This is a genomic window from Pseudaminobacter salicylatoxidans (genome assembly GCF_003148475.1).
GTDB classification, from domain to species: Bacteria; Pseudomonadota; Alphaproteobacteria; order Rhizobiales; family Rhizobiaceae; genus Pseudaminobacter; species Pseudaminobacter salicylatoxidans.
On sequence record NZ_QGGG01000008.1, the window covers coordinates 36,731 to 63,393 of the forward strand.

Annotated in this window: 26 protein-coding genes; 9 read left to right on the forward strand and 17 right to left on the reverse strand. The window is 63.3% G+C overall.

All coding sequences use genetic code 11. From position 1 onward, the window contains the following. Window positions 1-11 precede the first annotated feature (11 nt). The 6 genes from C7441_RS12300 to C7441_RS12325 all read right to left on the reverse strand — a co-directional run bounded on the left by C7441_RS12300 (window position 12) and on the right by C7441_RS12325 (window position 7,936). Window positions 12-1,880 carry an ABC transporter ATP-binding protein gene (locus C7441_RS12300; protein ID WP_109613122.1) on the reverse strand — a complete coding sequence of 623 codons (1,869 nt, stop codon included), beginning with the start codon at window positions 1,878-1,880 and terminating at the stop codon, window positions 12-14. Window positions 1,881-1,940: 60 nt separating this feature from the next. Beyond that, window positions 1,941-3,725: a gamma-glutamyltransferase family protein gene (locus tag C7441_RS12305; RefSeq protein ID WP_109613253.1), complete on the reverse strand. Its 1,785-nt coding sequence runs from the start codon at window positions 3,723-3,725 to the stop codon at window positions 1,941-1,943. 22 nt (window positions 3,726-3,747) lie between these two features. Then, complete coding sequence (locus C7441_RS12310) at window positions 3,748-4,626, reverse strand: ABC transporter permease (protein WP_019173865.1); 879 nt, start codon at window positions 4,624-4,626, stop codon at window positions 3,748-3,750. Next, window positions 4,623-5,570, reverse strand: coding sequence for an ABC transporter permease (locus tag C7441_RS12315; RefSeq protein WP_109613123.1), 948 nt, complete (start codon window positions 5,568-5,570; stop codon window positions 4,623-4,625). Before C7441_RS12315 ends, C7441_RS12310 begins: the two co-directional genes overlap by 4 nt. A 67-nt stretch (window positions 5,571-5,637) precedes the next feature. Next, the gene (locus C7441_RS12320) at window positions 5,638-7,146 is read right to left on the reverse strand and encodes an ABC transporter substrate-binding protein (protein ID WP_019173867.1); all 1,509 of its coding nucleotides are present in this window, start codon (window positions 7,144-7,146) and stop codon (window positions 5,638-5,640) included. 43 nt (window positions 7,147-7,189) lie between these two features. After that, window positions 7,190-7,936, reverse strand: a complete 747-nt coding sequence (locus C7441_RS12325; protein WP_109613124.1) for a FadR/GntR family transcriptional regulator — start codon at window positions 7,934-7,936, stop codon at window positions 7,190-7,192. A 165-nt stretch (window positions 7,937-8,101) separates the two neighbouring features. Here C7441_RS12325 and C7441_RS12330 point away from each other — a divergent pair, with 165 nt between their 5' ends. The 7 genes from C7441_RS12330 to C7441_RS12360 all read left to right on the forward strand — a co-directional run bounded on the left by C7441_RS12330 (window position 8,102) and on the right by C7441_RS12360 (window position 13,384). After that, window positions 8,102-8,344, forward strand: coding sequence for a DUF982 domain-containing protein (locus tag C7441_RS12330; RefSeq protein WP_019173236.1), 243 nt, complete (start codon window positions 8,102-8,104; stop codon window positions 8,342-8,344). Between the two features lie 74 nt (window positions 8,345-8,418). Continuing rightward, window positions 8,419-9,720 carry a bifunctional sulfur transferase/dioxygenase Blh gene (gene blh, locus C7441_RS12335; RefSeq protein WP_109613125.1) on the forward strand — a complete coding sequence of 434 codons (1,302 nt, stop codon included), beginning with the start codon at window positions 8,419-8,421 and terminating at the stop codon, window positions 9,718-9,720. A 38-nt stretch (window positions 9,721-9,758) separates the two neighbouring features. Beyond that, entirely contained in the window at window positions 9,759-10,052 is a 294-nt protein-coding gene (locus tag C7441_RS12340) for an ArsR/SmtB family transcription factor (RefSeq protein WP_040693123.1), read from the forward strand. Continuing rightward, window positions 10,049-10,459 (forward strand): YeeE/YedE family protein, encoded by a 411-nt coding sequence (locus tag C7441_RS12345; protein ID WP_109613126.1) that lies wholly within the window; start codon window positions 10,049-10,051, stop codon window positions 10,457-10,459. The genes C7441_RS12340 and C7441_RS12345 overlap by 4 nt, the downstream gene beginning before the upstream one ends. Beyond that, window positions 10,456-10,908, forward strand: coding sequence for a YeeE/YedE family protein (locus tag C7441_RS12350; RefSeq protein WP_109613127.1), 453 nt, complete (start codon window positions 10,456-10,458; stop codon window positions 10,906-10,908). The genes C7441_RS12345 and C7441_RS12350 overlap by 4 nt, the downstream gene beginning before the upstream one ends. 119 nt (window positions 10,909-11,027) lie before the next feature. Further along, entirely contained in the window at window positions 11,028-12,071 is a 1,044-nt protein-coding gene (locus tag C7441_RS12355) for an AI-2E family transporter (protein WP_109613254.1), read from the forward strand. 119 nt (window positions 12,072-12,190) lie between these two features. After that, a complete protein-coding gene (locus C7441_RS12360) occupies window positions 12,191-13,384 on the forward strand; it encodes an HPP family protein (protein WP_109613128.1) in 1,194 nt (397 codons plus the stop codon). A gap of 217 nt (window positions 13,385-13,601) precedes the next feature. On the opposite strand, the gene C7441_RS12365 is transcribed toward C7441_RS12360, so the two are convergent. The 8 genes from C7441_RS12365 to C7441_RS12400 all read right to left on the reverse strand — a co-directional run bounded on the left by C7441_RS12365 (window position 13,602) and on the right by C7441_RS12400 (window position 22,126). Further along, a complete protein-coding gene (locus tag C7441_RS12365) occupies window positions 13,602-14,162 on the reverse strand; it encodes a DUF2380 domain-containing protein (protein WP_109613129.1) in 561 nt (186 codons plus the stop codon). 100 nt (window positions 14,163-14,262) lie between these two features. Continuing rightward, window positions 14,263-15,168 (reverse strand): carbohydrate kinase family protein, encoded by a 906-nt coding sequence (locus tag C7441_RS12370; RefSeq protein ID WP_109613130.1) that lies wholly within the window; start codon window positions 15,166-15,168, stop codon window positions 14,263-14,265. Window positions 15,169-15,186: 18 nt separating this feature from the next. Beyond that, the gene (locus C7441_RS12375; RefSeq protein WP_109613131.1) at window positions 15,187-16,431 is read right to left on the reverse strand and encodes a Gfo/Idh/MocA family protein; all 1,245 of its coding nucleotides are present in this window, start codon (window positions 16,429-16,431) and stop codon (window positions 15,187-15,189) included. A 21-nt stretch (window positions 16,432-16,452) separates the two neighbouring features. Continuing rightward, on the reverse strand, window positions 16,453-17,478 hold the full coding sequence (locus C7441_RS12380; protein WP_109613132.1) for a LacI family DNA-binding transcriptional regulator: 1,026 nt from the start codon (window positions 17,476-17,478) through the stop codon (window positions 16,453-16,455). Window positions 17,479-17,488: 10 nt separating this feature from the next. After that, window positions 17,489-18,481, reverse strand: a complete 993-nt coding sequence (locus C7441_RS12385; protein WP_109613133.1) for an ABC transporter permease — start codon at window positions 18,479-18,481, stop codon at window positions 17,489-17,491. Beyond that, window positions 18,478-19,470, reverse strand: a complete 993-nt coding sequence (locus tag C7441_RS12390) for an ABC transporter permease (RefSeq protein WP_109613134.1) — start codon at window positions 19,468-19,470, stop codon at window positions 18,478-18,480. Before C7441_RS12390 ends, C7441_RS12385 begins: the two co-directional genes overlap by 4 nt. Further along, window positions 19,470-20,972: a sugar ABC transporter ATP-binding protein gene (locus tag C7441_RS12395; RefSeq protein ID WP_109613135.1), complete on the reverse strand. Its 1,503-nt coding sequence runs from the start codon at window positions 20,970-20,972 to the stop codon at window positions 19,470-19,472. Before C7441_RS12395 ends, C7441_RS12390 begins: the two co-directional genes overlap by 1 nt. A 128-nt stretch (window positions 20,973-21,100) precedes the next feature. Then, a complete protein-coding gene (locus tag C7441_RS12400) occupies window positions 21,101-22,126 on the reverse strand; it encodes a substrate-binding domain-containing protein (protein ID WP_109613136.1) in 1,026 nt (341 codons plus the stop codon). Window positions 22,127-22,575: 449 nt separating this feature from the next. Between C7441_RS12400 and C7441_RS12405 the strand changes: the two genes are divergently transcribed. Further along, on the forward strand, window positions 22,576-23,286 hold the full coding sequence (locus C7441_RS12405) for a helix-turn-helix transcriptional regulator (RefSeq protein ID WP_109613137.1): 711 nt from the start codon (window positions 22,576-22,578) through the stop codon (window positions 23,284-23,286). 17 nt (window positions 23,287-23,303) lie between these two features. Then, the gene (locus tag C7441_RS12410; protein ID WP_109613138.1) at window positions 23,304-24,050 is read left to right on the forward strand and encodes a helix-turn-helix transcriptional regulator; all 747 of its coding nucleotides are present in this window, start codon (window positions 23,304-23,306) and stop codon (window positions 24,048-24,050) included. A 61-nt stretch (window positions 24,051-24,111) separates the two neighbouring features. Here C7441_RS12410 and C7441_RS12415 read toward each other — a convergent pair whose 3' ends face one another. Genes C7441_RS12415 through C7441_RS12425 form a run of 3 tightly spaced genes read right to left on the reverse strand, consistent with a single transcriptional unit; the run spans window position 24,112 to window position 26,650 of the window. Next, window positions 24,112-24,546 (reverse strand): hypothetical protein, encoded by a 435-nt coding sequence (locus C7441_RS12415; protein WP_109613139.1) that lies wholly within the window; start codon window positions 24,544-24,546, stop codon window positions 24,112-24,114. After that, the gene (gene flhB, locus C7441_RS12420; protein ID WP_109613140.1) at window positions 24,543-25,622 is read right to left on the reverse strand and encodes a flagellar biosynthesis protein FlhB; all 1,080 of its coding nucleotides are present in this window, start codon (window positions 25,620-25,622) and stop codon (window positions 24,543-24,545) included. Before flhB ends, C7441_RS12415 begins: the two co-directional genes overlap by 4 nt. Window positions 25,623-25,642: 20 nt before the next feature. After that, window positions 25,643-26,650, reverse strand: coding sequence for a flagellar motor switch protein FliG (locus C7441_RS12425; protein WP_019173217.1), 1,008 nt, complete (start codon window positions 26,648-26,650; stop codon window positions 25,643-25,645). Between the last annotated feature and the right edge of the window lie 13 nt (window positions 26,651-26,663).

Sequence of the window (26,663 nt, forward strand, 5' to 3'; positions counted from 1 at the left end):
TGTCCCCGCCGTCAGGCCGACGCCTCCTCGATCCGCACCAGATGCCCCGCCCCGACCTCGCGAAAGATGCGCTCGGGCGCGATATAGCCCACCGGCCGGATGGGGCTCTTGAGCTCATCCGCGGCAAGATTGCGCCTGATGCCGCGACGCGACGGATCGGGCACCGGAACGGCGGCCATCAGCTTCCTGGTGTAGGGATGCTGCGGATTGCCGAAGACCAGCTCACGCGGCCCGATTTCCACGATCTCGCCGAGATACATGACAGCGACGCGATGGCTGACGCGTTCCACCACCGCCATGTCGTGCGAGATGAACAGGAAGGCGAGGCGCAGGCTCTGCTGAAGGTCCATCAGCAGGTTGCAGACCTGCGCCTTGATCGAGACGTCGAGCGCCGACACGCTTTCATCGGCCACGATGATCTTCGGATCGAGCGCCAGAGCCCTGGCGATGCATATACGCTGGCGCTGGCCGCCTGAAAATTCGTGCGGATAGCGCCCCATCATGTCCGCGCTCAGACCGACGCGGTCGAGCAGATCGGCCGCCTTCTCGCGGGCCTGCGTCCGCGTACCCAGGCCGTGTTCGACGATCGGTTCGGAAACCGTCGCACCGATCGTCATGCGCGGATTGAGGCTGGCGAACGGATCCTGGAAAATCATCTGGATATTGCGTCGAAGATCGCGCAGCCGCGATGTATCGAGGTTCAGAACATCACGTCCGTCGAGATCGATCTTGCCGGCATTCGGCTGAACCAGGCGCATGATGGAGCGACCGGTGGTGGACTTGCCGCAGCCGGACTCGCCGACCAGCGCCAATGTCTCGCCCTGGAAGAGATCGAACGAGACGTTTTCCACCGCATGGACCGCACCAAGCTTGCGTCCGAAAATCCCTCCATGGATGTCGAAGCGCGTGGAAAGGTTTTTCACCGTCAGGATCGGCGTAGTGCTGCGATCGACCGTGCCGGCGACTTCGTCCGGCTTGCTGCGCTGTCCGGTCGCCATGTCCACGGCCGGAAACCTGAGCGGCCATTTATGCCCCTTCATCGAGCCGAGACGCGGCACCGCCGAAAGCAGCGCGCGGGTATAGGGATGCTGGCCATTGTGGAAAATGTCCGCCGTTTTTCCCGTCTCGACGGCTTGCCCCTTGTACATGACGATCGTGCGGTCGGCGATCTCCGCCACCACACCCATGTCATGGGTGATGAAGAGAACGGCCATGCCCTCTTCTTCCTGCAGGACCTTGATGAGGTCGAGGATCTGCCCCTGAATGGTGACGTCGAGCGCGGTCGTCGGCTCATCCGCGATCAGGAGCCTCGGCCGGCTCGCCAGCGCCATCGCGATCATCACCCGCTGGCGCATGCCGCCCGAGAACTGGTGCGGATAGTCGTCGAAACGCGACGCCGCATTGGGAATGCGCACCTTCTCCAGCAGGCGTATCGTCTCGGCCCGCGCCTGTGCTTTTCCAATATCGCTATGGCAGGTCAGCGCCTCGGAAATCTGCCGTCCGACGGTGAAGATCGGATTGAGGCTCGTCATCGGCTCCTGGAAGATCATCGCGGCATCGTTGCCGCGAACCTGACGCATCTCCTTGTCCGACAGGGAGAGCAGCTCCTTGCCGTTGAGCACGACGCGGCCGTCAATGCGGCTGGAGTTCCTGGCGAGCAGGCGCATGATCGACAGCGAGGTCACGCTCTTGCCCGAGCCGCTTTCACCGACGATGGCGACAGTCTCGCCCGGTGCGACGTCGAACGAGACATTGCTCACCACCGTGCGCCACGCACCATCGGTCAGGAAGGACGTGGTGAGATTGGAAACCGAAAGCACAGGTTCCCTCGACAGGGCCTTGCCGACAGGAACACGGGAGCCAGGCAATGTCGCATTCATCGCACTACTCGCAAGACCATGATGCCGAAAAGTGTGAAGCGGTTTTCGGACGGATCATCGCTACCGTCCCACCGCATAAGCCTGCATCAGGCGCGGCGTGGCCGCCGCGCGCAGCAACCCGTCGGCATCACGCCTGGCCGCCGTCAGCCGACCGACCGTCCATTCGTCGGCGACAGTCAGCCGGTGCCCCCTCGCCCGCAGCGCATTGAGCACGTCGGCGGCGAAATTCGCCTCCGCGATCAGGCTGCCGGGCTCGCGCGTGCGCGGATAGAAGGATGCCGGAAAATGCGCCGTGTGGAACAGCGGCCCGTCGATGGCGGCCTGCAGGTTCAGGCCGTGGTGAACATGGCGCAGGAAGAAGGAAAGCTGCCACTGCTCCTGCTGGTCGCCGCCGGGCGTTCCGAAGGACAGCGTCGGCCTGCCCTCATGGAGCGCGAGCGAGGGCGTGAGCGTCGTGCGCGGGCGCTTGCCCGGAGCAAGCGAGGTCGGCAGGCCCGGTTGCAGCCAGAACATCTGCGCCCGCGAATTCAGGCAGAAACCGAGGCCCGGAATGGTCGGCGACGATTGCAGCCATCCGCCCGAGGGCGTGACCGAAACGAAATTGCCTTCACGGTCGATGACGTCGATATGCACGGTGTCGCCGCGCTTCTGCGACAGATGCGCCATGGTCGGCTCGTAGACGGCGCCGGTCTGCGAATCCTTGCTCAGCATCTCCATGACGAGATCGTGCTGCCGCTCGAAGCCAGGCACCACTCCCGCACAAAGGTCGAGCGATGCCTGCGGGGAAATCAGCTTGCGGCGCGCCGCCGCATAAGTATCGGACAGAAGGTGCTCTATCGGCACGTCCGCGAATTTCGGGTCGCCGTAGTAGACTTCGCGATCCGCGAAGGCGAGTTTCATGGCTTCAGTGACCGTATGGACGAAATCCGCGCCCACGGGGTCCATGCCGGCAATGTCGAAACCCTTCAGGATCGAAAGCGTCTGCAGGAACACCGGACCCTGCCCCCATGGGCCGGTCTTGGCGACGGTCCAGTCGTGATAATCATAGGTCAGCGGCTCCTCGATGGTGGCGGACCATCCGGCCATGTCGTCTGCCGTCAACACGCCCTTATGACGGCTGCCGGAGGAATCCATAACCTCCGCCGTTTCGAGATAGACGCCGATCGCCTCGGCGACGAAGCCCCGGTAGAAGGCATCGCGGGCGGCTTCGATCTGGTTTTCGCGTCCACGCTTTGCCTCGGCCTCGGCGATGATCCGCTTCCAGGTCTCGGCAAGGACCGGGTTCCTGACATTCGAATGGGCAGTCGGCATTTTGCCGCCGGGCATCCAGGTCTGATGAGAGGTCGGCCATTCGCGTTCGAAGAGATCGGCAACGCCGGCGATGGTATCCACGACGCGTGGCAGTACCGGATGGCCGCGCTCGGCATAATAGATCGCGGGTTCCAGAACATCGCGCACGCTCATGCTGCCATAGTCGCGCAGCATCAGCATCCAGCCGTCGAAGGAGCCCGGAATGACGGTCGCGAGAAGACCGTCGCCGGGAATGAGCGACAGCCCTTCGGAGGTATAGCGCTCTATCGTGGCGCCGGCGGGTGCGGGTCCCTGCGCGCAGATCACCTCGACCTTGTCCTTCCTGCGGGAATAGACGAGCGCCGGCATGTCGCCGCCGGGGCCGACCAGATGCGGCTCCACGACCTGCAACACGAAGCCGGTGGCTACCGCGGCGTCGAAGGCGTTGCCGCCTTTCTCGAGGATGCTCATGCCCACGCTCGAAGCGATCCAGTGCGTCGAGGCGACAACGCCGAAGGTGCCGAGGATTTCGGGACGGGTCGTGAATGCGTTCATGCCTGAATGTCCTTTGGAAAAATCATGCTTCGCGCGGATCGAGCGCATCGCGCAGCCCGTCGCCCAGAAGGTTGAACCCGATCACCACGAGAAAGATCGCCGCGCCGGGCCACATCGCCATCCATGGCGCTTGTGAGAGATAGTTCTTCGCCACATTCAGCATCGATCCCCAGCTCGGCGCAGGCGGCTGCTGGCCAAGGCCGAGGAAGGAAAGGCTGGCCTCCGCAATGATGGCGGTGGCGATCGTCAGCGTCGCCTGCACGAGAATGGGCGCGAAGACATTGGGCAGGATGTAGCGCGTGATGATGCTGGAATGCCGGAGACCGATCGAACGCGCGCCCTCGACATAGTCTTCCGTCTTGACGGCAAGCACCTGTCCGCGCGTCAGCCTTATGAAGACGGGCATAGCCGAGAGGCCGATGGCGATCATGGCGTTCATCAGGCTGGGACCAAGGAAGGCGGCAAGCGCGATGGCCGTGATGAGAAACGGCATCGCCAGGAAAGCTTCGGTGACGCGCGATATGATCTGGTCGATCCAGCCGCCGAAATAGCCCGAGACGAGGCCGAACGGCACGCCGACGACGACGGCGATCGCTACCGAAAGAACACCTGCCATGAGGGAAGCCCGAGCGCCCCAGATCATGCGTGAGAGGATGTCGCGGCCGATATCGTCCGTGCCCAGCCAGTTGAGGGCGGAAGGGGCCTTGCGGATCGCGGACCAGCTCGTGGCGTTCGGATCGGGAATGGGAAGCAGCGGGGCGGCCACCGCCAGCAGGGCGAAAAAGGCGATGATGAACAGCCCGACAAGAGCGCCCTTGTTGGCCTTGAGCTTGCGCCAGGCGCGACTGGCGGGCCGCTGCGCGGAGGCGACGGGGATGCGGACCTGGTCGAGCGTGGTCATAGGCTGGCCCTCATGCGCGGGTTGAGGACGACATAGAGGACGTCCGCGACGAGGTTCATCAGGATGAAGCCCACCGCGGTGCACAAAACCACCCCCTGCACCACCGCATAGTCACGGGTGAAGACGGCATCGACGATCAGCTTGCCGAAGCCGGGAATGGTGAAGATCTGCTCGGTCAACACGGCGCCGGCCAGAAGCTCGCCGAACAGCAGGGCGCTCAGCGTGACGATCGGCAGCACCGCATTGCGGAAGCTGTGCTCAAGCACCACGGAGCGCTCCGCAAGCCCCTTGGCGCGGGCGGTGCGGATATAATCGGCGCTGAGCACGCTCACCATGGCCGAACGCGTGTGCCGCATCAGCGTCGCCGCCAGCGCATTGCCCAGCACGAAAGCCGGCATCAGCATGGTCTTGATGGAGTTCAGCGGGTCTTCGAAGAACGGCCGGTAGCCGGAAGCGGGCAGCCAGCCGAGATGCACCGACACAAGCAGGATCAGCATGATCCCGAGCCAGAAGTTCGGGATCGAAAGCCCGGACAGCGCGACGACGTTGGCGACATAGTCGAGCGCCGTATTCTTCTTCACCGCCGCCAGAATGCCCATCGGAATGCCGATCGCGAAGGCGAACAGCATCGACATGATGGCAAGCTGGACGGTGACCGGAAGCTTCTGCGCCACAAGCGTCAGGACCGGCTGGTTGGTGCGCAGCGACATGCCCAGATCACCCTGCACCGCGGAGCCCAGCCAATGGATATATTGAATCGGCACCGGATCATTCAGGCGATATTTCTCGCGCAGATATTCGATGAGTTGCGGATCGCGCTCCTCGCCGGCCATGGCCAGAACCGGATCGCCGGGCAGAAGCTTCTGCAGCGAAAAGACGAACACCGATATGATCAGAAGCGTTGGAATGGCGACGAGCAGCCGCTTCACGATGTAGCTGAACATGTGCGTTTCCTGCCAACCGATATGTGATGTGGAGTCGGGCCTGGGTTTCGCCCGGCTCCACGGCGTCTCAATCGGCTTTCTTCACGCCAACGAGCCTGATCATGCCGTCCGGTGTCGGAACGAAGCCGCTGACCTTCTTGTTGAGCGCCCAGATCCAGGCCTGATGGCCGATAAAGGTCATCGGCACGTCATCCTGCAGGATCGCCATGGCTTCATCGTATTTCTGCTTGCGCACGGCGTTGTCCGGCGACTGCCGGCCTTCGTTCAGCAGCTTGTCGACTTCAGGATTGCAGTATTTGGAATCGTTGAGCGCTGCCTTGCAGGTGAGGAACTGATGGATATTGCCATCGGGATCCGACCGGCCCGACCAGTCGGCGCGGCCGACCTGATAGGTGCCGGCACTCATTTCATCGAGCAGGGTGGTGAATTCGGTCGTCTTCAGCGAGACGTCGAACCCGGCCTCGGCCACCATCGACTGGACGATCTGCATGAACTGCATCGCGACGGGGTTGTTGGTGACCAGCATTTCCACCGGCACGCGATCATGGCCGGCTTCCTTCAGCAGCGCCTTGGCCTTTTCGATATCGCGGGCGGGAACGGGGAAGTTGCTGTCATACCATGGGCTTTTCGGGCTGAATGGCTGGTTGCCAGCCATGGAAGTGCCCTCATAGACGATCTGGTTTGCCGCCTCCCGGTCGATCGCCAGCGAAAACGCCTGCCGGACACGCTTGTCCTTGCCGAGCGGATTGTCGGCTTTCGGATCGTCGCCGACATTGAAGTAGATGCCCAGCCAGCCGGTGCCGACAACGCTCTCATAGGAAAGGTTCGGGTCAGACTTCACCGATTCCGCATCGCTTGCGGCCAGCCGCTCGATCATGTCGAGATCGCCCGCACGCAGATTGGCAAGCCGCACCGTGGTATCGGGGATCGGCAGATAAGTGACCTTGTCGATGAAGATATTGTCCTTGTTCCAGTAGTCCTCGAACTTCTCCAGCACGATGCGGCTTTGCTGCACGCGCTCGACAAACTTGAACGGACCGGAGCAGACCGGCTTGTTGCCGAAATTGGCGCCCATCTCCTTGGCGGCCGTGGGCGAAACCATCATGCCGGCACGGTCGGACAAGGATGCGAGCAGCGTCACATCCGGGTTATTCAGCGTGAACTTGACTTCATATTCGCTGACAGCCTCGACCTTTTCGACCGACTTCAATTCGCTTTTGCGCCGCGATTCCGGCAAGGTCATCGAACGCTCTATGTCGTAGACCACGGCTTCGGCGTTGAACGGCGTGCCATCGTGAAACTTCACGCCCTCGCGCAGCTTCATCGTCAGTTCCTTGCCGTCGTCGGACCAGTTCCACTCGGTCGCGAGCTGGGGCACGATCTTCAGATCAGGTGAAATATCGACCAGCTTGTCGCAAAGGGCCGTATAGACGATACGGCCGACAAAGGTTTGCGACTGCGCCGGGTCGAGCACATCGGCATCGTCTTGCAACCCGATTTTCAACTCGGCGGCATATGCGGGAAATGCGAGCAGCACGGTGGATACCAATGCTGGCAGCAACTTGGCGATCTTCATTTCGTTTTCCTCCCTTAAAGTTCGCCCCTGTGCCGGCCCGATGTTACAAAATCATTCTTTGGCCGGTTTCTTCCTCGGTCTGCATTTCGCTGCGATCGAGCGACGTTATGCGAATGAGGCTTTCCTGCAGCGTCAGCAAATGCTGGCGCATGGCTTCGCCCGCGCGCGCGGGGTCGCGGGCGGCAATCGCGTCGACGATCGCCAGATGCTGGCTGTGGGTTACGGGGCGCGTTCCCCCGGCATTGCGGGCGCGCTCACGAATGATCTGCCACGCCTCATCCTGTCGAACCCGGTTGATGACGTCGAAGATCGCCAGGAAAAAGTGGTTTCCGGCGCATTGGGCAACGGTCCTGTGCAGCGCGCCGTCCCAGAGCTCACGCCCGTCGGCGTCGGTGCTTCTGGCGATCTTTTCGACCAGGTCGTACATGCGTTCCGTATCGGACGGCTTGGCGCGCAGCGCGGCGAGCTGAGCAAGCTGCGGCTCCACGCGCAGACGCACTTCCATGATCTCCATGAAGTCGGTGCCTGCCACGATGGCGTCCAGGCGCTCGCTCCAGTCATCCGGTTTCGCGCCGGCAAAGGTGCCCGCCCCCTGGCGCCGCCAGATTCGGCCCTCCGTCTCCAGCACCTCCAGCGCGCGACGGATTGCGCGCCTGCTGACGCCGAGCGTTTCGGACAGGGCCCGCTCGGTCGGCAGCTTGCCGTCCGCAGCCACATCGTCCGACCGCAAAAGCTCGCGCAGCTTTTCCAGCGCGTAGTTGGAATTTCCCTGAGCACTATCCATCGGCATGCTGCATGGATGGGTACAATGGTCCGGACCAATTCTGGATTGGTCCAGTTTCAATGCGAAATTGTCGCAACGTCAAGTGCTTTCTGCCGCGCCTGATCCTTTCGGCCGCAGGCGCCATGGAACGCATGCCCGATCACCGGCGTTGATTCCGGTTCGAGGCTTGCCATGAGCGAAAAACGGTTCACGAAACCCGTCAAGATCAGGCTCGACAAGGTCCACGTCATCGGATCGACGCGGGAAGCGGTCGATTTCCTCATGAGCGTGCATTGGCCGGGCGAGCGCGGCGCCCGCCATCATGAAGCCCGCGACACCTGCCTGAAAGCACTGGACGGCGTGCGCTCGGCCGCCGAGGCGCGGCACGCCTTCGTTGAAGCCGCGCGCGAGGCTGGTGTCCTGCTCGAAGAATGAGCCTGCGATTTCCACTTCACAATATTACAAAATACATTATATTAAAGTGAATATTGAATCTGGAGAGATCACGTATGTCAGCGCAAACCGCCAAGATCAACGACCGGCTTTCGGTCGCAGGCCAGCCCGACCTGAACGATTTCACCGCTTTTGCCGAGGAAGGGTTCAAGGCGCTCGTCAATGTCCGGCCGGACGGTGAGGACGCGGTACAGCCCGGCACGGGTGCGGAACATCGCGCGGCAGAAAATGCCGGGCTCTCCTACGGTTTCATTCCCGTCACCGGCGCCACCATCACGGAAGCCGACATCCGCGCCTTTCAGGCCACGCTCGATGATGCAAAGGGGCCGGTTCTGGCCCATTGCAAATCCGGCACGCGAGCGCTCATCCTCTATGTGCTGGGCGAAGTGCTGGACGGCCGCATGAAGGCCGAGGACGTGCTGGCTTTCGGCAAGGATCGCGGCTTCGACCTCTCGGGCGCCGCCAGCTGGCTTCAGCGCAACGCCGCACGGCATCCGCATGTGAAAGCCTTCTACGATCCACGCACTTTCAGTGTGCAATATGTGGTCTCCGATCCGGCCACGAAGAAATGCGCGATCATCGACCCCGTGCTGGACTTCGACGAGAAATCCGGTTCGACCAGCACGATGAATGCGGACGCCATCCTCGACTATGTCGGCAGGGAAGGGCTCGCAGTCGAATGGATTCTCGACACCCATCCGCATGCCGATCACTTCTCGGCGGCACATTATATGAAGGGGAAAACCGGCGCGCCCACCGCCATCGGCGAGCGGGTCATCGACGTCCAGAAGCTCTGGAAAGACATCTACAACTGGCCGGAATTGCAGACGGACGGTTCGCAATGGGACCGCCTCTTCGCCGATGGCGACACCTTCAGGATCGGCAATATCGACGCTCGGGTCATGTTCTCGCCCGGCCATACGCTGGCTTCGATCACCTATGTGATCGGCGATGCCGCCTTTGTCCACGATACGTTGTTCATGCCCGACGGCGGCAGCGCCCGCGCGGATTTCCCCGGCGGCAGCGCGCAGGCATTGTGGCGTTCCATACAGGGCATTCTTGCGCTGCCGGACGATACGCGGCTGTTCACCGGGCATGACTACCAGCCCAGGAACCGCGCACCGCGCTGGGAAAGCACTGTCGCCGAGCAGAAGAAGTCCAACCCGCACATCGCCGGGCAGGACGAGGCCTCCTTCGTGAAGCTGCGCGAAACGCGCGATGCCACGCTGCCCATGCCCAAGCTGATCCTGCATGCGCTGCAGATCAATATCCGCGGTGGCCGTCTGCCGGAACCGGAGGAAAACGGACGCCGCTATCTCAAATTCCCGCTCGATGCCTTGCGAGGTGCGCCGTGGTGAACACCGGCATCCTGCCTCATCCGGACGACCTGCGGACCATGAGCGCCGAGGCCGAGAATGCGGCTTCGCTGCTCAAGACGCTGGCTCATCCCGGACGGCTCATGCTTGCCTGCGCCCTCGTGGGAAACGAATACTCCGTCGGCGAACTGGAAGAGATGCTGGACATACGTCAGCCTACGCTCTCCCAGCAATTGACCGTATTGCGTCAGGCCGGCGTCGTCGAAACACGCCGGGAAGGCAAGCAGATCATCTACCGGCTCACCGCCGAAAAAGCGGCCCTGCTGATCGAGGCCCTCTACGGCATATTCTGCGGGAAAGGCAAACGCGCATGAGCGCCTATCTCTCATCACTTGCCGGCGGCATGCTCATCGGGCTGTCGGCAGCCATACTGCTTGTCCTCAACGGTCGCATCGCCGGCATCAGCGGCATTGTGGGACGGTTGGCGCAAGGCGCCAACATTTCCGTCAATCTGGCCTTCGTGCTGGGACTGGTGGCCGGCCCCGTGCTGTTCCTGGCGCTCTTCGGCTCCTGGCCGCAGGTGACGATCACGGTCGGCTGGCCGCTGATCATTCTCGCCGGGCTGCTCGTCGGCTTCGGCACGCGCATGGGCTCCGGCTGCACCAGCGGCCACGGCGTGCTTGGGCTGGCAAGGCTTTCGCCACGATCCTTCGTGGCCGTGCTGTCTTTCCTCACGGCCGGGGTTCTGGCCGTCACTCTTCTCAGGGGAATGGGGCTATGACGTCACGACCCGCGCAAATCGCCGCCGCGCTTCTCGCTGGCGTCCTGTTCGGTTTCGGTCTCGCCCTGTCGGGCATGCTCGATCCGGCTCGCGTTCAGGGCTTCCTCGACATTTTCGGCAATTGGGACCCGAGCCTCGCCTTCGTGCTCGGCGGTGCCGTGGTGGTGGCCTTCGCAGGTGTCACCCTATCGAAGCGCATGAGACGGCCGGTATTGGACACGCAGTTCCACCTGCCGTCGAACAATCGGATCGACGCGCGCCTGATAGCGGGTTCGGCCATCTTCGGACTGGGCTGGGGCCTGGCGGGCTTTTGCCCCGGCCCGGCGGTCGCGTCGCTCTCGCTCGGCCTGTGGCAGACCATGCTGTTCGTCGCCGCGATGCTCGCCGGCATGATGGTGCACGATCGCGCTTATCGCACCCAGCGTGCGCCAGCGCACCGGCCGGCTTGAAAGCTGCCGGATGACGTGGTTCGACCGAGCTGCGTCATCCGCCACAAATCTGGTGCATTGAGCAGAATCGCGGCACCTGCTACGCCTTGCATCATGCGCACCCCATCGTGGAGAGGGAGATGATCGGTGTAACCGCCGGCCGTTCGGTCAACCCGCTGGTAACGGCCACGCTGGTCCTGGCCTTCCTCTATTTCGCGCGCTCCATATTCGTTCCGCTCACCTTCTCGCTGTTCACCATCGCCATGGTCTGGCCGGTACAGGCATATCTCCAGAGGTGGATGCCGAAGCTGCTGGCCTTGCTGATAACGCTGACGGCAACAATCGTGGTCATCGTCATCGTCGGCTCGTCAGTGGTGTGGGGCTTCACCAAGCTCGCGCAATGGATGCTGCTCAACACCGGGCGCTATCAGGCCATCTATATGGAATGGGCGATGTGGCTGGAAAGTCATGGCATCACCGTCGCCGGCCCGCTCGCCAACCATTTCGACATGGCCTGGCTCGTCCGCTTCACGCAAGGGGTCGCCTCCCGTCTCAACAGCTTTGCCGGGTTTGCGGTGCTGGTCTTCATTTTCCTGATGCTGGGCCTGCTGGAGGTCGATGACTTCAACCGCCGTCTCGCCTCCCCCGCCGCCCAGCCCTATGGCGAGAAGATCCTCATCTCCAATCGCGAGATCGGCCGGAAGCTGCGACGCTTCATGGTGGTGCGCAGCTTCGCCAGCGTGCTGACCGGCCTTGTCGTCTGGGGGTTTGCGCTGGTCGCCGGCCTTGAGCTTGCAGCCGCATGGGGGGCCATAGCCTTCGCGCTGAACTACATCCCCTTCCTCGGGCCGCTGGTGGCGACCGTATTTCCGACCCTGTTTGCGATCGCTCAATTCGATTCCTGGCAGACCGCGGTCATCGTCTTCGTCGGCCTAAACCTCATCCAGTTCATCATCGGCAGCTATCTGGAGCCATTGCTGACCGGCGCCTCGCTGACGATCTCGCCCTTTGCCGTCATTTTCGCGGTGTTCTTCTGGAGCTTCATGTGGGGCATATCCGGCGCGTTCATCGGCGTGCCGATCCTGATCGCCTTTGTCGTCTACTGCGCGCAATATCCCGCAAGCAGATGGCTGGCGGTGCTGCTGTCGGGAAATCCCGCGCATTACGAAAAATCTCCCGAGTAGGACCAGGCGGGCCGGAAAAGTCGCGAATTGCCCAAATGCGACAGATTGCGCAAAGCCATGCCTTGCGACGGCAGCCTTGCCGGGCATAACTGCGCGCCCGTAATCACGAGCGCCTGTTCATGCCGAATCCCTTGCGTCCATTCAAACGGCTTGTCCCTACCCTGCCACCGGTAGGGAATATCGAGCGTTTGCGCATTTTCTGCGGCGCGCTCGTCGGCATTTTCGTCACCGGACTGCTCATGAAAATGGCGATCGGCGAGACGGCCGCCTCGCCGCTGCTCATCGCCCCAATGGGGGCCTCGGCCGTGCTGCTGTTTGCTGTTCCGTCCAGCCCGCTCGCGCAGCCATGGTCGATCATCGGCGGCAACATGACCGCCGCCTTCATCGGCATCACCTGCGCTTTGTGGATCGACGATATACTGATTGCGGCCGCGCTCGCCGTCGCCCTGTCGATCGGCGCGATGCTGCCGCTGCGCTGCCTCCATCCGCCCGCCGGCGCGGTGGCGCTGACGGCGGTTCTGGGCGGGCCGGCGGTGAAAGCGGCAGGGTATGGCTTCGCGCTCTGGCCTGTGGGCATCAACTCGCTGCTCATGCTCGCGACCGCACTCGCCTTCAACAATCTCACCGGTCGCCGCTACCCGCATCTGGCGCCGCTGCCGGCGGCCAATCCGCACGGCACCACCGACCCTCTGCCCATGCAGCGCGTCGGCTTCACCGCCGCCGATCTCGAAGCGGCGCTGGCGCGGCGCGGCGAAGTTGTCGATGTCGGCACGGACCATCTCGACACGCTTCTGCACGAGGCCGAGATGCAGGCCTATCACCGGCGCTTTGGCGAAATCCGCTGCGCCGACATCATGTCGCGTGACGTGGCGAACGTTGCGCCCGAGGCTTCGCTGCACGAGGCATGGACGATGCTTTGCCAGCACCACATCAAGGCGCTTCCAGTGGTCGCCGAAGACCGCAATGTGGTGGGCATCATCACCCAGACCGACTTTATGGAGAACGCCGCCTGGGGACCGCATGGCGAGTTGCATTTCGGGCTGGGACGGCGGCTGCGTCACGCCATGCGGCCCCGGCAAAGCCTCAAGCGAACCGTCGCCGAGGCCATGAGCACGCCGGTCCGCACCGCCGACCCGGAAACGCCGATCGCCAGGCTGGTTCCGATGATGGCGGATGCGGGGCTGCATCACCTTCCCATCGTCGATGAACAGGGCAAGCTGGCCGGCATCGTCACGCAGTCGGACCTGATCGCCGCGCTCTATCATGGAAACCTGTCGGAACGGCTTTCGCAGGCTGAAACCGCCGCGGCGTGAGCCGTGGCGTCGCTCGCGGCAGCGGGAGCATGACCGGGCTGCCAAAAATCCCGCCATCCGAAAGCATCCTCCTCAAGCAGCACGGACAGAACTGCTCCGGGAAAAAGCGACCGCTCCCCTTCCCTGCCCCTGCCGGGGGAAGGGTCGACGCTCGTAACGGATCGGGGCGGGACACCCGCCACGGCGCGGCGATCCTTCCGTCGGGGACGAGGACCCCTCACCCGGCCGGTGCGTTCCTGATCAGCTCGCGCGCAACATAATCCGCCGCGCGCCGCCAGGCTTCGTCATTGTCGCCGCGGAAGGTGAAGAGGCGATTGAACACCATCTGGCCGGACGCAACGTCGTAGACTTCCAGCCGCGCCCAGAGAACCAGCGTGCTCATCTTCTCCACCGCGCCGATGGCGAGAAACCGCGCGTCCGTTTCCCGCGCGCTGGCAAGCAGTTGCGCAAGCGTCATGCTCCGCCCGGAGCAGCGCGGGTCGGGACACGTCATCTGCTTCAACGTAAAGCGGCCGCTTTGCGACAATTCATCCTGCATGATGGCATCGAAGCGGACGAGGCGCGCCTCGTGCTCCGCCGTCTGATCGCGCTGCTCGCCGGAAGTATCGACGAGGAAGAAGCCCGCGACCGCCAGAGACGGCGGGTTCTCCGCCGCGCGCGCCAGCGTCAGGGCTGTCGCAGAGAAAAGCAATGCGCCAACCAGCGACAGGCTGGCCGCCAGCCGCCGAACCGCCGAATGGCGCGTGTCGCGGCCGAACACCCTGTTCGGAAATCCCATGCCGACCTCCCGTTCAGAAGCCTGGGGAATGGTTCAGGGTATGGAGCTTAAGCGCTGCCGGTATCGCTCACAACCGATACCGGCGCGGCAGCGCACATTCTCAGGCGCTGTATTTGCGCGGAAAAGTCGAGATCGCCAGCGAGGCCGCACGCACGCCGTGTTCCAGCGCTGCCTGCCCTCCCTCCTCCCGGCTCAGCGCCGCGAGGAAGGCGGCGTTGAACGTATCACCGGCGCCGACCGTATCGATAACCTTGACCGGCGGCGCCTTGGCCGACAGCAGCATGCCATCGCGCACTGCCGCAGCCCCATCCGGCCCCTTCTTGATGACAAGGGTCTGCCCGCCGCCCAGGCGCGCGGAAAGCTTGATGATGGCGGCATCGAGGTCGTCGTCTTCCGCCAGCCCCTTCACTTCCTCGGCATTGAGCAGAGCATAATCGACCAGCGAGAGCCACTCGAAGGAGCGGGCCATGTTGGCCGCGGTCCACCCTTCCGGCGGCCAGCCCGGGTCGATCGCGGTCTGCCAGCCCTGTCTTTTCAGCAGGCGCAGCAACTCGCTCGTGCCCTCGACCAGCGACGGCATCAGAAAGCCGCCGGATATGCAGGCAAAACTCGACCCGCTCGGCGCGGCCGGAATCTGCGCCAGCAGATCGTCCAGCCTCGCATGATGCAGATGGCCCGGCGCGGTGAAGAACACCCGGTCGCCGCCCTTGTGGACAATGCCGACGCTGATGGTCGTGTCGGAATTGTCCGTCACCCATGTCGAGCAGGCTGCGTCGAAACTCTCGGCCAGCCACTTGCCCATCCCGTCGTTGCCGACGCTGGCCACCAGCCGATGCGCAATGCCCATGCCGCTCAGCGCCAGCGCCGTGTTGCCTGCCGAGCCGCCCGGTCGCATCTCGCTGCGCGGCACCACGATTTCCGTGCCGACAGCCGGCCAGCCGTCGATTTCCCCCATGACGAGATCGACATTGACGTTTCCGAGGACGAGGAGAGGCGGTACTGGCATGACGAGTGAGGGACAGACCTAGCTGATATGGCGTGCGACGACCGGCACGTAATCTTCGAGTTCAGGTGCGGGGAAGCGCACCGTCTCACCGATTTCGGCCGAACGATAGAGCCCCATCAGGATTTCCACGACTGCGAGCCCGTCCTCGAAGGTCTCGAGCGGCGTCTCGCCCTTGCGGAAGCATTCCGTCATGTGGCGGTTCTCGTCCGTATAGCCGTAAATTCCGGCTTCGTCTTCCAGAACGGGCATCAGGCCCTGCTCGGCATTCTGCTTCTCCACCAGATCCTCGCCTTCGGAGCCGGTAACGGCGCGCGACATGAATATCTTGAGCCCGGTGTCGAGCGAGTTGAACTCCATCGCATATTCAGGTCCCAGCAGCTCGAGCTGGATGCGCAGGCCCGCGCCGACATAGGCCCACGAGGTCGTCGCCTCGATCATCAGCTCGTTGCCCTCTTCGTCCTCGAGAGACACGGTGGCGCGGGCGAAATCCTCGGACGGATGATTGCGATAGTCCACGCCGCTGCCATAGCGCTGCTTGAGCTGGTCGGCATAATGCGGGCGCGTCCATTTCAGATTGGCGACCGTGCCGTTCACCGACTTGACCCTGAGCGACTTGCGCGGCGCCCCGGGCTCGGTCAGCAGGTGGCGCGCCACTTCCACCGAATGGCACATCATGTCGGAGAGCACGCCGCCGCCCTGCTTGTCGCCCTGCCAGAACCAGGCCTCGTGTGGGCCGGAATGCTCTTCGGCCGCGCGCGCCAGATAGGGCCGGCCGGTGGTGGAGGCGGCACGGCGCCAGACGATCTCCTTGCCGCGCAGGACGGGCGTGGAAAACACCTGGTTCTCCAGATAGCCGTGGTTCAGTCCCGCATCCTGCGCGAGGCGCAGCATCTCGCGCGCCTCGGCGATGGTGCGCGCCAGCGGCTTTTCGCAGGCCACCGCGAACACCCTGGAGCGGCCGGCCTTCACCTCGGCGTGGATCGTGCGCATGGTGTCGAGGCGGGTGTAGTTGGGTGAAAGGATCCAGATGGCATCCACGCTTTCGTCGCGCAGCAGGCTTTCCAGCGTCTCATGGCTCTTGCAGGCGCCGAGGCCGAGTTCCGTCACCATAGCCGAGAAATGCGCGCGGTTTTCCGCCTTGCGGCTGTAGACGCCCACGACATCGACATTGCGCACGCCGACCATGGACTTCAGGTGGAACTGGGCAATGAAACCGCTGCCTACAAACCCTACGCGCAGCCTCTCCTTCGGCAGATTGCTCATGGATGCCTTCCTTTCAATCGATCAATTGTCGGATGTCTTGGCCGGGCCGGTGGACCCGCGGATTTTCAGCGTCGTCTCGATCTCGACCAGCGGCTCGATAGCGGCGTCGCCGTTCATGACCTTCAAAAGCTGGTTCATGGCAAGTTGGCCGATCTGAGCGCGCGGCTGGCTGACGGTCGTGAGCGGCGGATAAAAGCACTCGCTCAGGAACAGGTCGTCGAAGCCGACGACGGAAACGTCGCCCGGCACGTCGAGCCCGAGCCGCCTCAGTTCGTTGATGGCGCCGAACGCCATCTCGTCATTGCCGATGAACAGGGCGGTCGGTTTGTCCGCCCGCGAAAACAGCTCCCGGCACAGCGCGGCACCAGAGGCGATCGTATAGTCGCCGATCGGCTCGTAGCCTTCGGGAATGGCCAGCCCGGCCGCTGCCATGGCCTTGCGATAGCCCTCCCGGCGCAGCACGCTCATGACTTCCGGCACAGGGCCGCAGATATGGGCGATGCGCCGGTGGCCAAGCGAAAGCAGGTGTTTCACCGCGCCGCAGGCCGCGCCGACATTGTCGATCTGCACATGCGGCAGCACGCAATCCTCGATCAGCTCCAGCGCCACGACGATGGGCAGCCGGCCAAGCTGCTTGGGGTCGCGCGACTGGCTCAAAGGCAGTTTGCCGTTCATCAGGATCATGCCGTCGGCATGGCCGTCGCGCAGCATGTCGAAATATTCGAGTTCGCGGCCCGGATGGTTCTCGGTATTGCCCATCAGCACCGAATAGCCGGCCTCGCGGGCGGTGGCCTCCACGCCCTTGAATATCTCCAGATAGAACGGATTGCTGACGTCGCGCACCACCAGAAGCACCGCCATGGATTTCTGGGTGCGCAGGTTGCGGGCCCGCACGTTGGGCCGGTAGTCCAGCGATTGCGCCGCCTCGCGGATGCGCGACAGCGTCGGCTCGGCGACCAGACCGGAATCCGACAGCGCGCGCGACACCGTGGCCGGCGACACGCCAGCACGCTCTGCGATATCCTTGATCTTGGCGCGACTGCTCATCGTTCGACGGTCAGCCTCGCATCGCCCGGCCGCGGCCATAAAACAGCATCAGCACCAGCAGCGTGGCGCCGAACACCATCTGCCGTCCGGATTCGTCGATATGGATGGTGGTGAGGATGCTCTGCAGCACCACCAGAAGCACCGCGCCCGCCATGGTGCCGGTATAGTCGCCCTTGCCGCCGGCCAACGGCGTGCCGCCAAGCACCACCGCGATGATCGACGGCAGCATGTACTGCTCTCCGACATTGGAGAAGGACGAGCCCGAATAGCCGAGCAGGCAGAAACCGGCAAGCGCGGCGAACATGCCCGAAAGCATGAACAGCCCGACACGGATGGTTTTCACCGGCACACCGGCCATATAGGCCGCCTGCTCATTTGAACCGATGGCATAGATGCGATAGCCGAACACCGTGCGCTTCAGCAGGAAGGCCATGAAGAGCCCGATGGCGATCCAGAGCCAGATGATGCCCGGCAGGCCAAGCAGGAAAGGCTGCGTCACGAAGCTCGACAATGCCGGCGCTGCCCGTCCCGAGGGCAGCCCGTTCCGGATCACCACCAGCAGCCCCTGCAGCACGCCGAGCATGCCGAGCGTCATCACCAGCGGCGGAATGCGCAGCAGCGTGATGCCGAGCCCGTTGAACAGGCCGAACAGCGCGCCCACCGCGATGCAGGCCAGAAGTGCCGGCAGGATGCCGCCGTCCGCACCGTTCATGACATTGCCGGCAACGATTGCCGCCAGCGAGACGATGCCCCCCACGGAAAGATCGATGCCCTCGCGCCCGCCCAGGATAACGAGGTTCTGCCCGGCCGCCACGATGCCCATGACCGAAGCGACGATGAGCAGGCGCAGGATCTGCATGGGCGAAGCAAAGCCCGGCGACAGCGCTTCGCCGAGCGCCAGCAGCACCACGATGAGGATCAGCGCCACCACCAGCGGACGCTTCAGGAACTCGATCGCCCGCGACGGCGCCTTGATGGTCGAGACAGCGGTTTCGGTGCTCATGCGCGCGCTCCCCGGCTGACGAGAACGCCGGCCATCAGCGCGATCAGTATGGCGAGACCCTGAACCAGGTTCTGCCATTCGGACGGCGTGCCGACGAAGAAGACCAGCGAATTGATAAGCCCGATGATCAGGGCGCCGATCACCGAACCGGTGACGGTGCCGGCACCACCCGACAGCGCCGAACCGCCAAGCACCACGGCCGCGACGCTGTAGAGCGTCATCTTGCCGCCAACCAGCGGATCGCCGCTGGCGGTGTCGCCCGTAACGCACAGCGCCGCCAGCGCGGAAAACAGGCCGCACAGCACATAGCCCTTGATTCGGATCAGCGTCACCGGCAGGCCGCTCTGGAAGGCGGCCATTGCGTCGTCACCCACGGCCAGCAGTTGGGTGCTCAGCCTCATGCGCGCCAGTATGCCGAGCACCAGCGCAACCGCCGCAACGACGTAGAACACGAAGGGGATGCCGAAATAGGTGCCGCCATAGGTCAGCCAGTATGCCTCCGGCGCCGGCGTTCCCGCCACCGGCAGCACATAGAGCGCAAGCCCGGTGAAGAAGATGCTGGTGGCGAAAGTGGCGACGATGGCCTGCAGCCGCAGGCCCGCGATCATGATGCCGTTGACGACGCCGCAGGCGATGCCGGTCAGCACGCCGACCAGGCAAGCGGCAAGCACGGTCAGGCCGCCACCGCCCCATTTCTCCATCAGCACGATGATGACGACATTGACCAGGGACACGATTGCGCCAACCGACAGGTCAATGTCGCCCGCATACACCACATAGGTCTGCGCGACCGCCAGGAGCATCAGCGCCAGATAGGTGCTGACGAGCCCGGTGATCGACCCGAAACTCAGGCTGCGCGGCTCGAAGAAGCCGTTGAGCGCCACCAGCGCGACAAGGATGATCAGCGCCGGCACGAAGGGGAAGCGCTGGAGCACGCTTTTCAGGCCGCCTTCCCGGGCTGCGGAGGATGAAGAAGCAATCTGCTGCATCAGGCGGCCTCATAGGCGGCATGATAAAGGTTGTAGCGCGTGCGATCCGCGCCGGTGAGTTCGCGCGTCACCGAACCTGAATTGAAGACGAGGATGCGGTCGGCATTGTTGAGAAGCTCGGCATCCTCGGACGAGTAGAGCACGATGCCCATGCCTTCCGCTGCCAGTTCCCGGATAAGCGCGAAAAGATCGGTCTTGGCGGCGAGGTCGATGCCCTTGGTCGGATCGTCCAGCAACAGCACGTCCGGCCGGTCGATCAGCCAGCGGGCGATGACGATCTTCTGCTGATTGCCGCCCGAGAGCGAGTTGATCGGCTGTTCCAGCGCCTGGAACTTCGTCTTCAACGCCTGCAATGGTTTCAACGCGCGTTCGCGCAGACGCGAGGGCCGCGCCAGCATCAGCCGGTTTCGCAGAAAATGGATCGGCGTGAGGTTTTCAAGGAGCGGTCGCCCCTGCAGGATGCCGTCGCGGCGACGGTCGCCCGAAACATAGGCGCAGCCGGCCGCAATCGCCTCGCGCGGCGAGCGCATGGCATGCGCCTTTCCGTTCAGCGTGATCGATCCCGCCTGGTGCGGCAACGCGCCGAATATGGCGCGCATCACCGAAGACTGGCCCTGCCCATGCAGCCCGCCGAAACCGAGGATTTCACCTTTGGCCACCTCGAAACCGACATTGCGAAAGCCCGGTCCGCTAAAGTCTTGCACGGACAGCACCGTCGCGCGCGACGTGGCGTGGACCGCCGGCGCCACCGACGGCGTCGCCAGTTCCTCGCGCTCGCCAACCATCTGATGGATGATAGTCGCCTGGTCCGTCTCGGCGATCCGCGACGTCGCGACCGTCTCGCCATCGCGGATGACGGTCACGCGGTCGCCGATGGCGAAAATCTCGTCCATTCGGTGCGAGATGAAGATGATCGCCCTGCCCTCGCCCTTCAGCCGGCGCAATATCTCGAAAAAGCGGTCCACCTGCGCCCGGTCGAGCGCGGAGGTCGGCTCGTCGAAGATGAGGACAGGCGCTTCGGTCGCCAGCGCCTTCATGATCTCGACGAGCTGGCGCTGGTCGGCGCGCAACGTCTCGACAGGCGTATCCGCAGAGAACCCCTCGCCGGCCACGTCTGCAAAGTCGGCGATGACGCGCCGGGCCTTTTCCTCCAGCGTCGCGCGATCCACGAAGACACCGCTCTTCACCGGAAGCGCGGGCAGGTAGATGTTTTCGGCGACGGTGCGCCGGGCCGCCAGCGAAAGCTCCTGGTAGAAGATGCCGATGCCCAGGGCGCGCGCCGCCTGCGGCCCGGCAATCGTCACCGGCTTGCCGTCCAGCAGCACCTCGCCGGCATCCGGCTTCACGCTGCCGGCCACGATCTTGCACAGCGTGCTCTTGCCCGAACCGTTCGAGCCGATCAGCACATGGACTTCGCCGGGAAGCAGATGCAAATCGCCACGGCGCAGGGCGAGCGTCGCGCCATATGCCTTGCGCGCGCCGCGTATCAGCAGCTCGGACATTGTTTTCGGTTCCTGTCGAGCGGGTTCATCCTGTCAGGATGACCTCAACTCCCCTGTTTGGCCACGGCCTTCGTCGGCGGCCGGACAGCCCGGAGCGCGCGGAAAGGACCGCACGCCCCGGAAGCGCATCACTTGAACAGCTTTTCAGCATCCTCGATGGAAAGCTGGCTGGTGTAGGAATAGTATCCCGGCTTGCCGTCCAGCGCCTGCGCGGCCTCGTCGAGGTTCTTGTTGTCGATGAAGGGGATCGGCAGATACATGGCGTTGCCATACTGGCCAGCCGTCGCCGGCTCCTTCAGTTCCTTGCCCTGCAGCATCAGCACGGCCACGTTCAGCGCGCTGGCCATGACGCCGGGCGGGTTCACCGAAGCGCCCGAATTCAGCTTGTCGGCCTTCCAGATGTCGATGAAGTCCTTACGGATTTCGCCGCTGGCGGCGATGGAATCCTGCTTCTTGGCGTCGATGATCGACTTCCAGGCACCGGCGGCCATGCCGTCCTGCACCCAGACGCCATTGATGTCGGGATAGGTGGCGAGCAGGTTCTGCATGGCCTGCTGGCCCTGCGCCTGGTCCCAGTTGGCGTTCACCTCGTTGACGAGCTTGATGTCCGGATAGTCGGCGAAGACTTCCTTGTAGCCGGCCACGCGCATTTCATTGGCCGGATGGCCCGCCACGCCGTTGATGGCCACGACATTGCCCTTGCCGCCCAGCGTCTCGGCCAGCCACTTGGCGCCGGCCGCACCCCAGGCCTTCTGGTCGATGCCGACATAGGTGGCGTCCTTGGACGACACTTCGGCATCGGTGGCGATGACGAGGATGCCCTGCTGCTTGGCCTGCTTGAAGATCGGGTCGAAGGCCGTCGGGCTGTTCGGGTTGATGATGATGGCATCGACGCCCTGGCTCATGAAGTTGCGCACATGGGCGATCTGCCCCGGCACGTCGACATTGGCGCTCTGCACCACGACCTCGACATTGACGCCCTTGTCCTTCCAGGCTTCGGCGGCCGCCTTGGCCTCGTCGATCATCTGGGTACGCCACTCGCTGCCGACCCAGCCATTGCTCAGGCCGACCTTGAGATCCTTGGCCTGCGTCGAAAACACGGAAACCGCGAGCGCGGCCACCGTGGTCAGGGCAAGCGTAGTCAACTTTTTCATGTGTTCCTCCCACGAAAATAACCAAACCAAGGCGATATTATCCGGAATGAAATCGATTTCAATAGCCCGAAAGAGTCAAAATTCGTGCTCTTTTGCATAATTTTCGTGGTGAATTTGGCGCATTCAAGTGCCTGTCCACAGGCCGCGCCGCAGGGATCACAAAAGTTAACAGGACGTTAATGTGCGGGGTTTTATGTTGGAATCCCGTAGGTTAGAGTAAGCACGAATCAGTCGGCGATGGGGGCCATCGAAGCGATCAGATGCCAAAGGCGTCCTTTGTCGGGCGCGGATGGCGATTGCGCTCGTCCAACCCCTGCAGCCCGGCAGATAACACCACTACGGTGCGCGGTTTCGTATCAGTGAAAGCGTTCCAGGCCCTTTGCGTCGGCGTCGCCGCAGCGGGGTGCAATATTCTATTGGCCGTTTTTTGAGGCCGCATCTGTAGGGCAATGACACGTCTCGCCGCTGAACATACAACTTCCGAGACACCGCTCGCCAGGTCCGGTACTCATGGCGAACTCACTGCCTTTCTCATGGAACTCACCGCTACCGTTGGGGCCGACACCTATATGCTGGTGGCGCTGCTGCACGATCAGGATCGCACCGATGCGCGCATCATCGCATCGAACTGGATCTATGACGCCATCCAACTCGCCGGACACCGGCTCATTGCCAATCTGGCACAAAGCCCCTTTGCCGCCGAGCCCGGCGGGCGGCCGCGCGCGGTGATCACGGCGGCCGCCCCGGCCCTACCCGGCGTCAGCGGCGAGGATGCCAGGCTGCTCAACGTGCTCGGCCACAGCGAAATCTACGCCCTGAAACTCAATGTCGGCCGACAGCGGCTTTTCCTGCTGTTCTCGGCTGAGGCGATCGGGCGCATCGACCTTGCCACGCTGATGCAGGCGCAGTTCGAATGCTGCTACGCCCTGTCGCGCATGCCGACCGTATTGGGAGCGGCCTCCGCACCGGACCCGCTTTCCGACCGAGAGCGCGAGTGCCTGTTCTGGGTATCGGAAGGCAAGACCACCGACGAGGTCGCGGTGATTCTCGGCGTCTCTTCCAACACCGTCAACAGCTACATCACCCAGGCAATCCGGAAATTTTCCGCAAGCAACCGCGCCATGGCAGTGGCAACGGCGATTCGAAGCGGCATCATCTAGAAAGGGGTAACGGCGCAATGGAAGCAGTGAGGCTCGACCGCACGGCCATTGAAACGAATTATGCCGCGGCGGCGCACGAACCGCTGCCGGCCATGTCGATCGCCGATGCCGCGCGGCGCTGCCGCTGGATCGCCGCCGATCTCCACGCGACCGGCTCCAGCCTGTTCTTCGTCAGCCCTTCCGCCGACCGGGCGCGACTGGTGCCTTGCTTCGATTCCGAATACCCGCAGATTTCGGCATCGACAAAGCTGCTTTCCGGTCAGGGCGGCGACGAACTCAGCAGGCACGCGCGCATCTCCACCATCCCGTGCTGGTGGAGCAACGACGACACATCCCGATCCGCCACGACCCTCGGCACGCTTGCCTGGGCAAGCAGGATTTCGCTTCCTGCGCCCCATTGGTCGGGCATCGCCTTTCCGGTCTATGCCGAACGCGGGCAATGCGGGCTGATCGTTTTCGTCGGGCACGACATCGTTCTTGCCCAGAACCAGCTGGCCGAGTTCCACGCACGCTGTTTCGCCGTCTTCTCGGCGGTGGCGCGCCTGTGTGCCGACGACAGCGGAAGAATCCCCTCCATTTCCAAGCGCGAGCTGGAATGCCTGAAACTGACGGCCAACGGCCTGACCAGCGAGGAGATCGCCAGCCGCCTGAACCTTTCGGTCCACACGGCCAACCAGTATCTGACCAACACCACCCAGAAGCTCAACGCCGTCAACCGCATGCATGCGGTGGCCAAGGGCCTGCGTCTCGGCCTGATCGAATAAGGCTTTCAGGAAGATATGGCTTCGACCCCGTCACCGGCCGTGCGGGAACCGAAGTTCAAATTCACGAAGGGAGCGGCGCGGTACGGCGGATACGCGTGCGCTCGACGGCATCGGCCAGGAACGCGGTGTTCTTTTCCGGGTCGCTGTCGGGCGCGTCGAACGACACGTAGTTGATCTCCACCGAGGCGTGCAGCGCCGTCAGCGTCAATGCGAAATAGACGGTGGCACCGGCCGGGCGCAGTTCGAGATCAAGCACAACCCGCGGCGTTTCAGTCCAGCCCACATGCACCTCGCCGCCATGCCCCAGCCGCAATGCACCGGGGTAAAAGAAGAGCTCGGCAGCGGAATCAACAATATCCGAAATACATCCGAACTGCTCCAGCCGGATGAAGGCAATGTAGTCCACCACATCCACAAGCCGCAGCTCGCTCACGACCTCTTTTATCGCGTCGGCAATGATTATCTCGCGAGGGGAGGTGTGCGGTTGCCTGATCATGAAACGACTTTCCGCGCCTTGTTGCTGTAGACGATACGAACCAGTTCGGCCACGGCCTGATAAAATTTAGCCGGGATCACACTATCCACTGAAACTTGCTTGTACATGGAGCGGGCAAGCGCGACATCTTCGAATATCGGGATGCCGTGCTGCTCCGCGATCTCGCGAATCTTGAGCGCCACCAGGTCCTGCCCCTTGGCAAGCACCACAGGGGCGGCGTCTTCCTCGCGGACATATTTCAATGCGATGGAATAGTGCGTCGGGTTCGCGATCACCAGCGTGGCGCGCGGCACCGCCGACATCATGCGCCGGCGCGCACGGTCGCGACCGAGTGAACGCAGGCGCGACTTCACGATCGGATCGCCTTCCGACTGCTTGAGTTCGTCCTTCACTTCCTGCTTGGTCATGCGCAGGTCGCGACGCCAGTTGAAGCGCGACCACACCAGGTCCGCCGCCGCGATTGCGGCCATGACCAGCACGATCGACACCAGTATCTGGATGAGAATGCCCCGGACGGTGAGCAGAAACGCCTGCGGCTGCGTGATCATGCCTGAAAGCAATTCGCGATAATCGCCACGCAAGGTGAAGACCAGAACGGCAATCACAAAACCAAGCTTGGCCAGAGATTTCAGGAATTCGACGAAACCCTGCAAGCCGAACAGCCGGTTCCAGCCTTTCGCCAGCGAAATCCGCGATGCCTGCGGTCGGATGCGCTCGGCGACAAATTGCGGCACGTTCTGGAAAGCCGAAGCGGCAAATCCCGCGACGACCAGCAGCACCATCAGCGTGCCCAGCAGCTTTGCGATTTCCATGAACACGACGCGATAGAGCCCGATGGCGTCCTGCTCGGTCGCCAGCGGCCACTCCTCCGGCCGCTCCAGGAAAATGCTCAGAAACACGCCCAACCGGGCAATGTCGTCTTGCGCGAAGAAAATCGCGAACACCATGACGGCGGTGAGGGAGGCAAAGATCGAGGTTTCCTTCGAGACCGGCAGCTTGCCCTTCTCGATCGTGTCGCGGATCTTCTTTTCCGTCGCCTCTTCTGTTTTGCTGTCTTTATCGGCGCTCTCGGACATGGCGCGGTCCGGTCAGCCGGTCAGGCAGCGTTCTGGGCGTTCGGCAGTTCGAAAACTCCCTCCAGCGACATGCGGATGGCCGTCGAAGCCACGGTGCGGCGCGCATTCATCACATCGGCCATGATCAGCCCGTCCACCTCCTGCGCAAGCTCCGTCTCGATCATGCGCCGCGTTCTGGCACCGATGGAGGACAGCACCGCCTCGGCCATTTCGGGCGGGGCTCCGCGCAGACACAGGGTCAGCAACTCGGTCGAAAGCCCGTCGAACAGGGCCACGCGCGCCTTCTGCGAAAGAAACACGACATCGTCGAAGGAGAACATGCGTGCGCGGATGCCATCCAGGTCGGCCGCGCCCTGCTGCTCCAGGTCCTGCATGAGTTCCTCGGCCTGCGACTTGTCCATTTCATTGAGCAGGCTGGCGACACGGCTCTGCCCGGCGGAAATGTCCTTCGAGGCGCGCTCGGAAAGCACCCTGCTGCGGAGCTGGTTTTCGACGATGCGCGTGGCCGCCTCAGGCACCGTTCCCATCGACATCATGCGCTTGATGATCTCGGCGCGCATCTCCTTTTCCAGCGAAAGCAGGACATTTGCCGCAGCCGATGGCGCAAGCTTGGACAGGATAACGGCCGCTATCTGCGGATGCTCGCCGACAAGGAAAGTGCCTATCCGCGCCGGATCGACCCTTTCCAGTTCGGGCCAGACCGGCGGCGGGCCGTCCTGGGCCTTGGCGCCGCCGCGCCCCATGATGGCGTTCATTTCCTCGGGCGACAGCGATTCATTGAGGAGCGCGTTCATGTCGTCGGCGGAATCGAGCAGGCCCGCGCCCTCGGTGAACTCGGCTTCGAACTCGGCGACGATCTTCTCAAGATCGCTTTGCGGGATGGTGCGCAGCAGGCGCGCCGCTTCGATCAGCGCCTTCAGCTCTTCCTGCTTGAAGAACTTCAGCAGCCGGCTGGCCGAGGGCTTGCCCATCGCCACCAGGATCGCGGCAGCCTTCTGCGCGCGCGTGAGCGTGGCCAGCGCCGTCATGCCGCCGAACCTT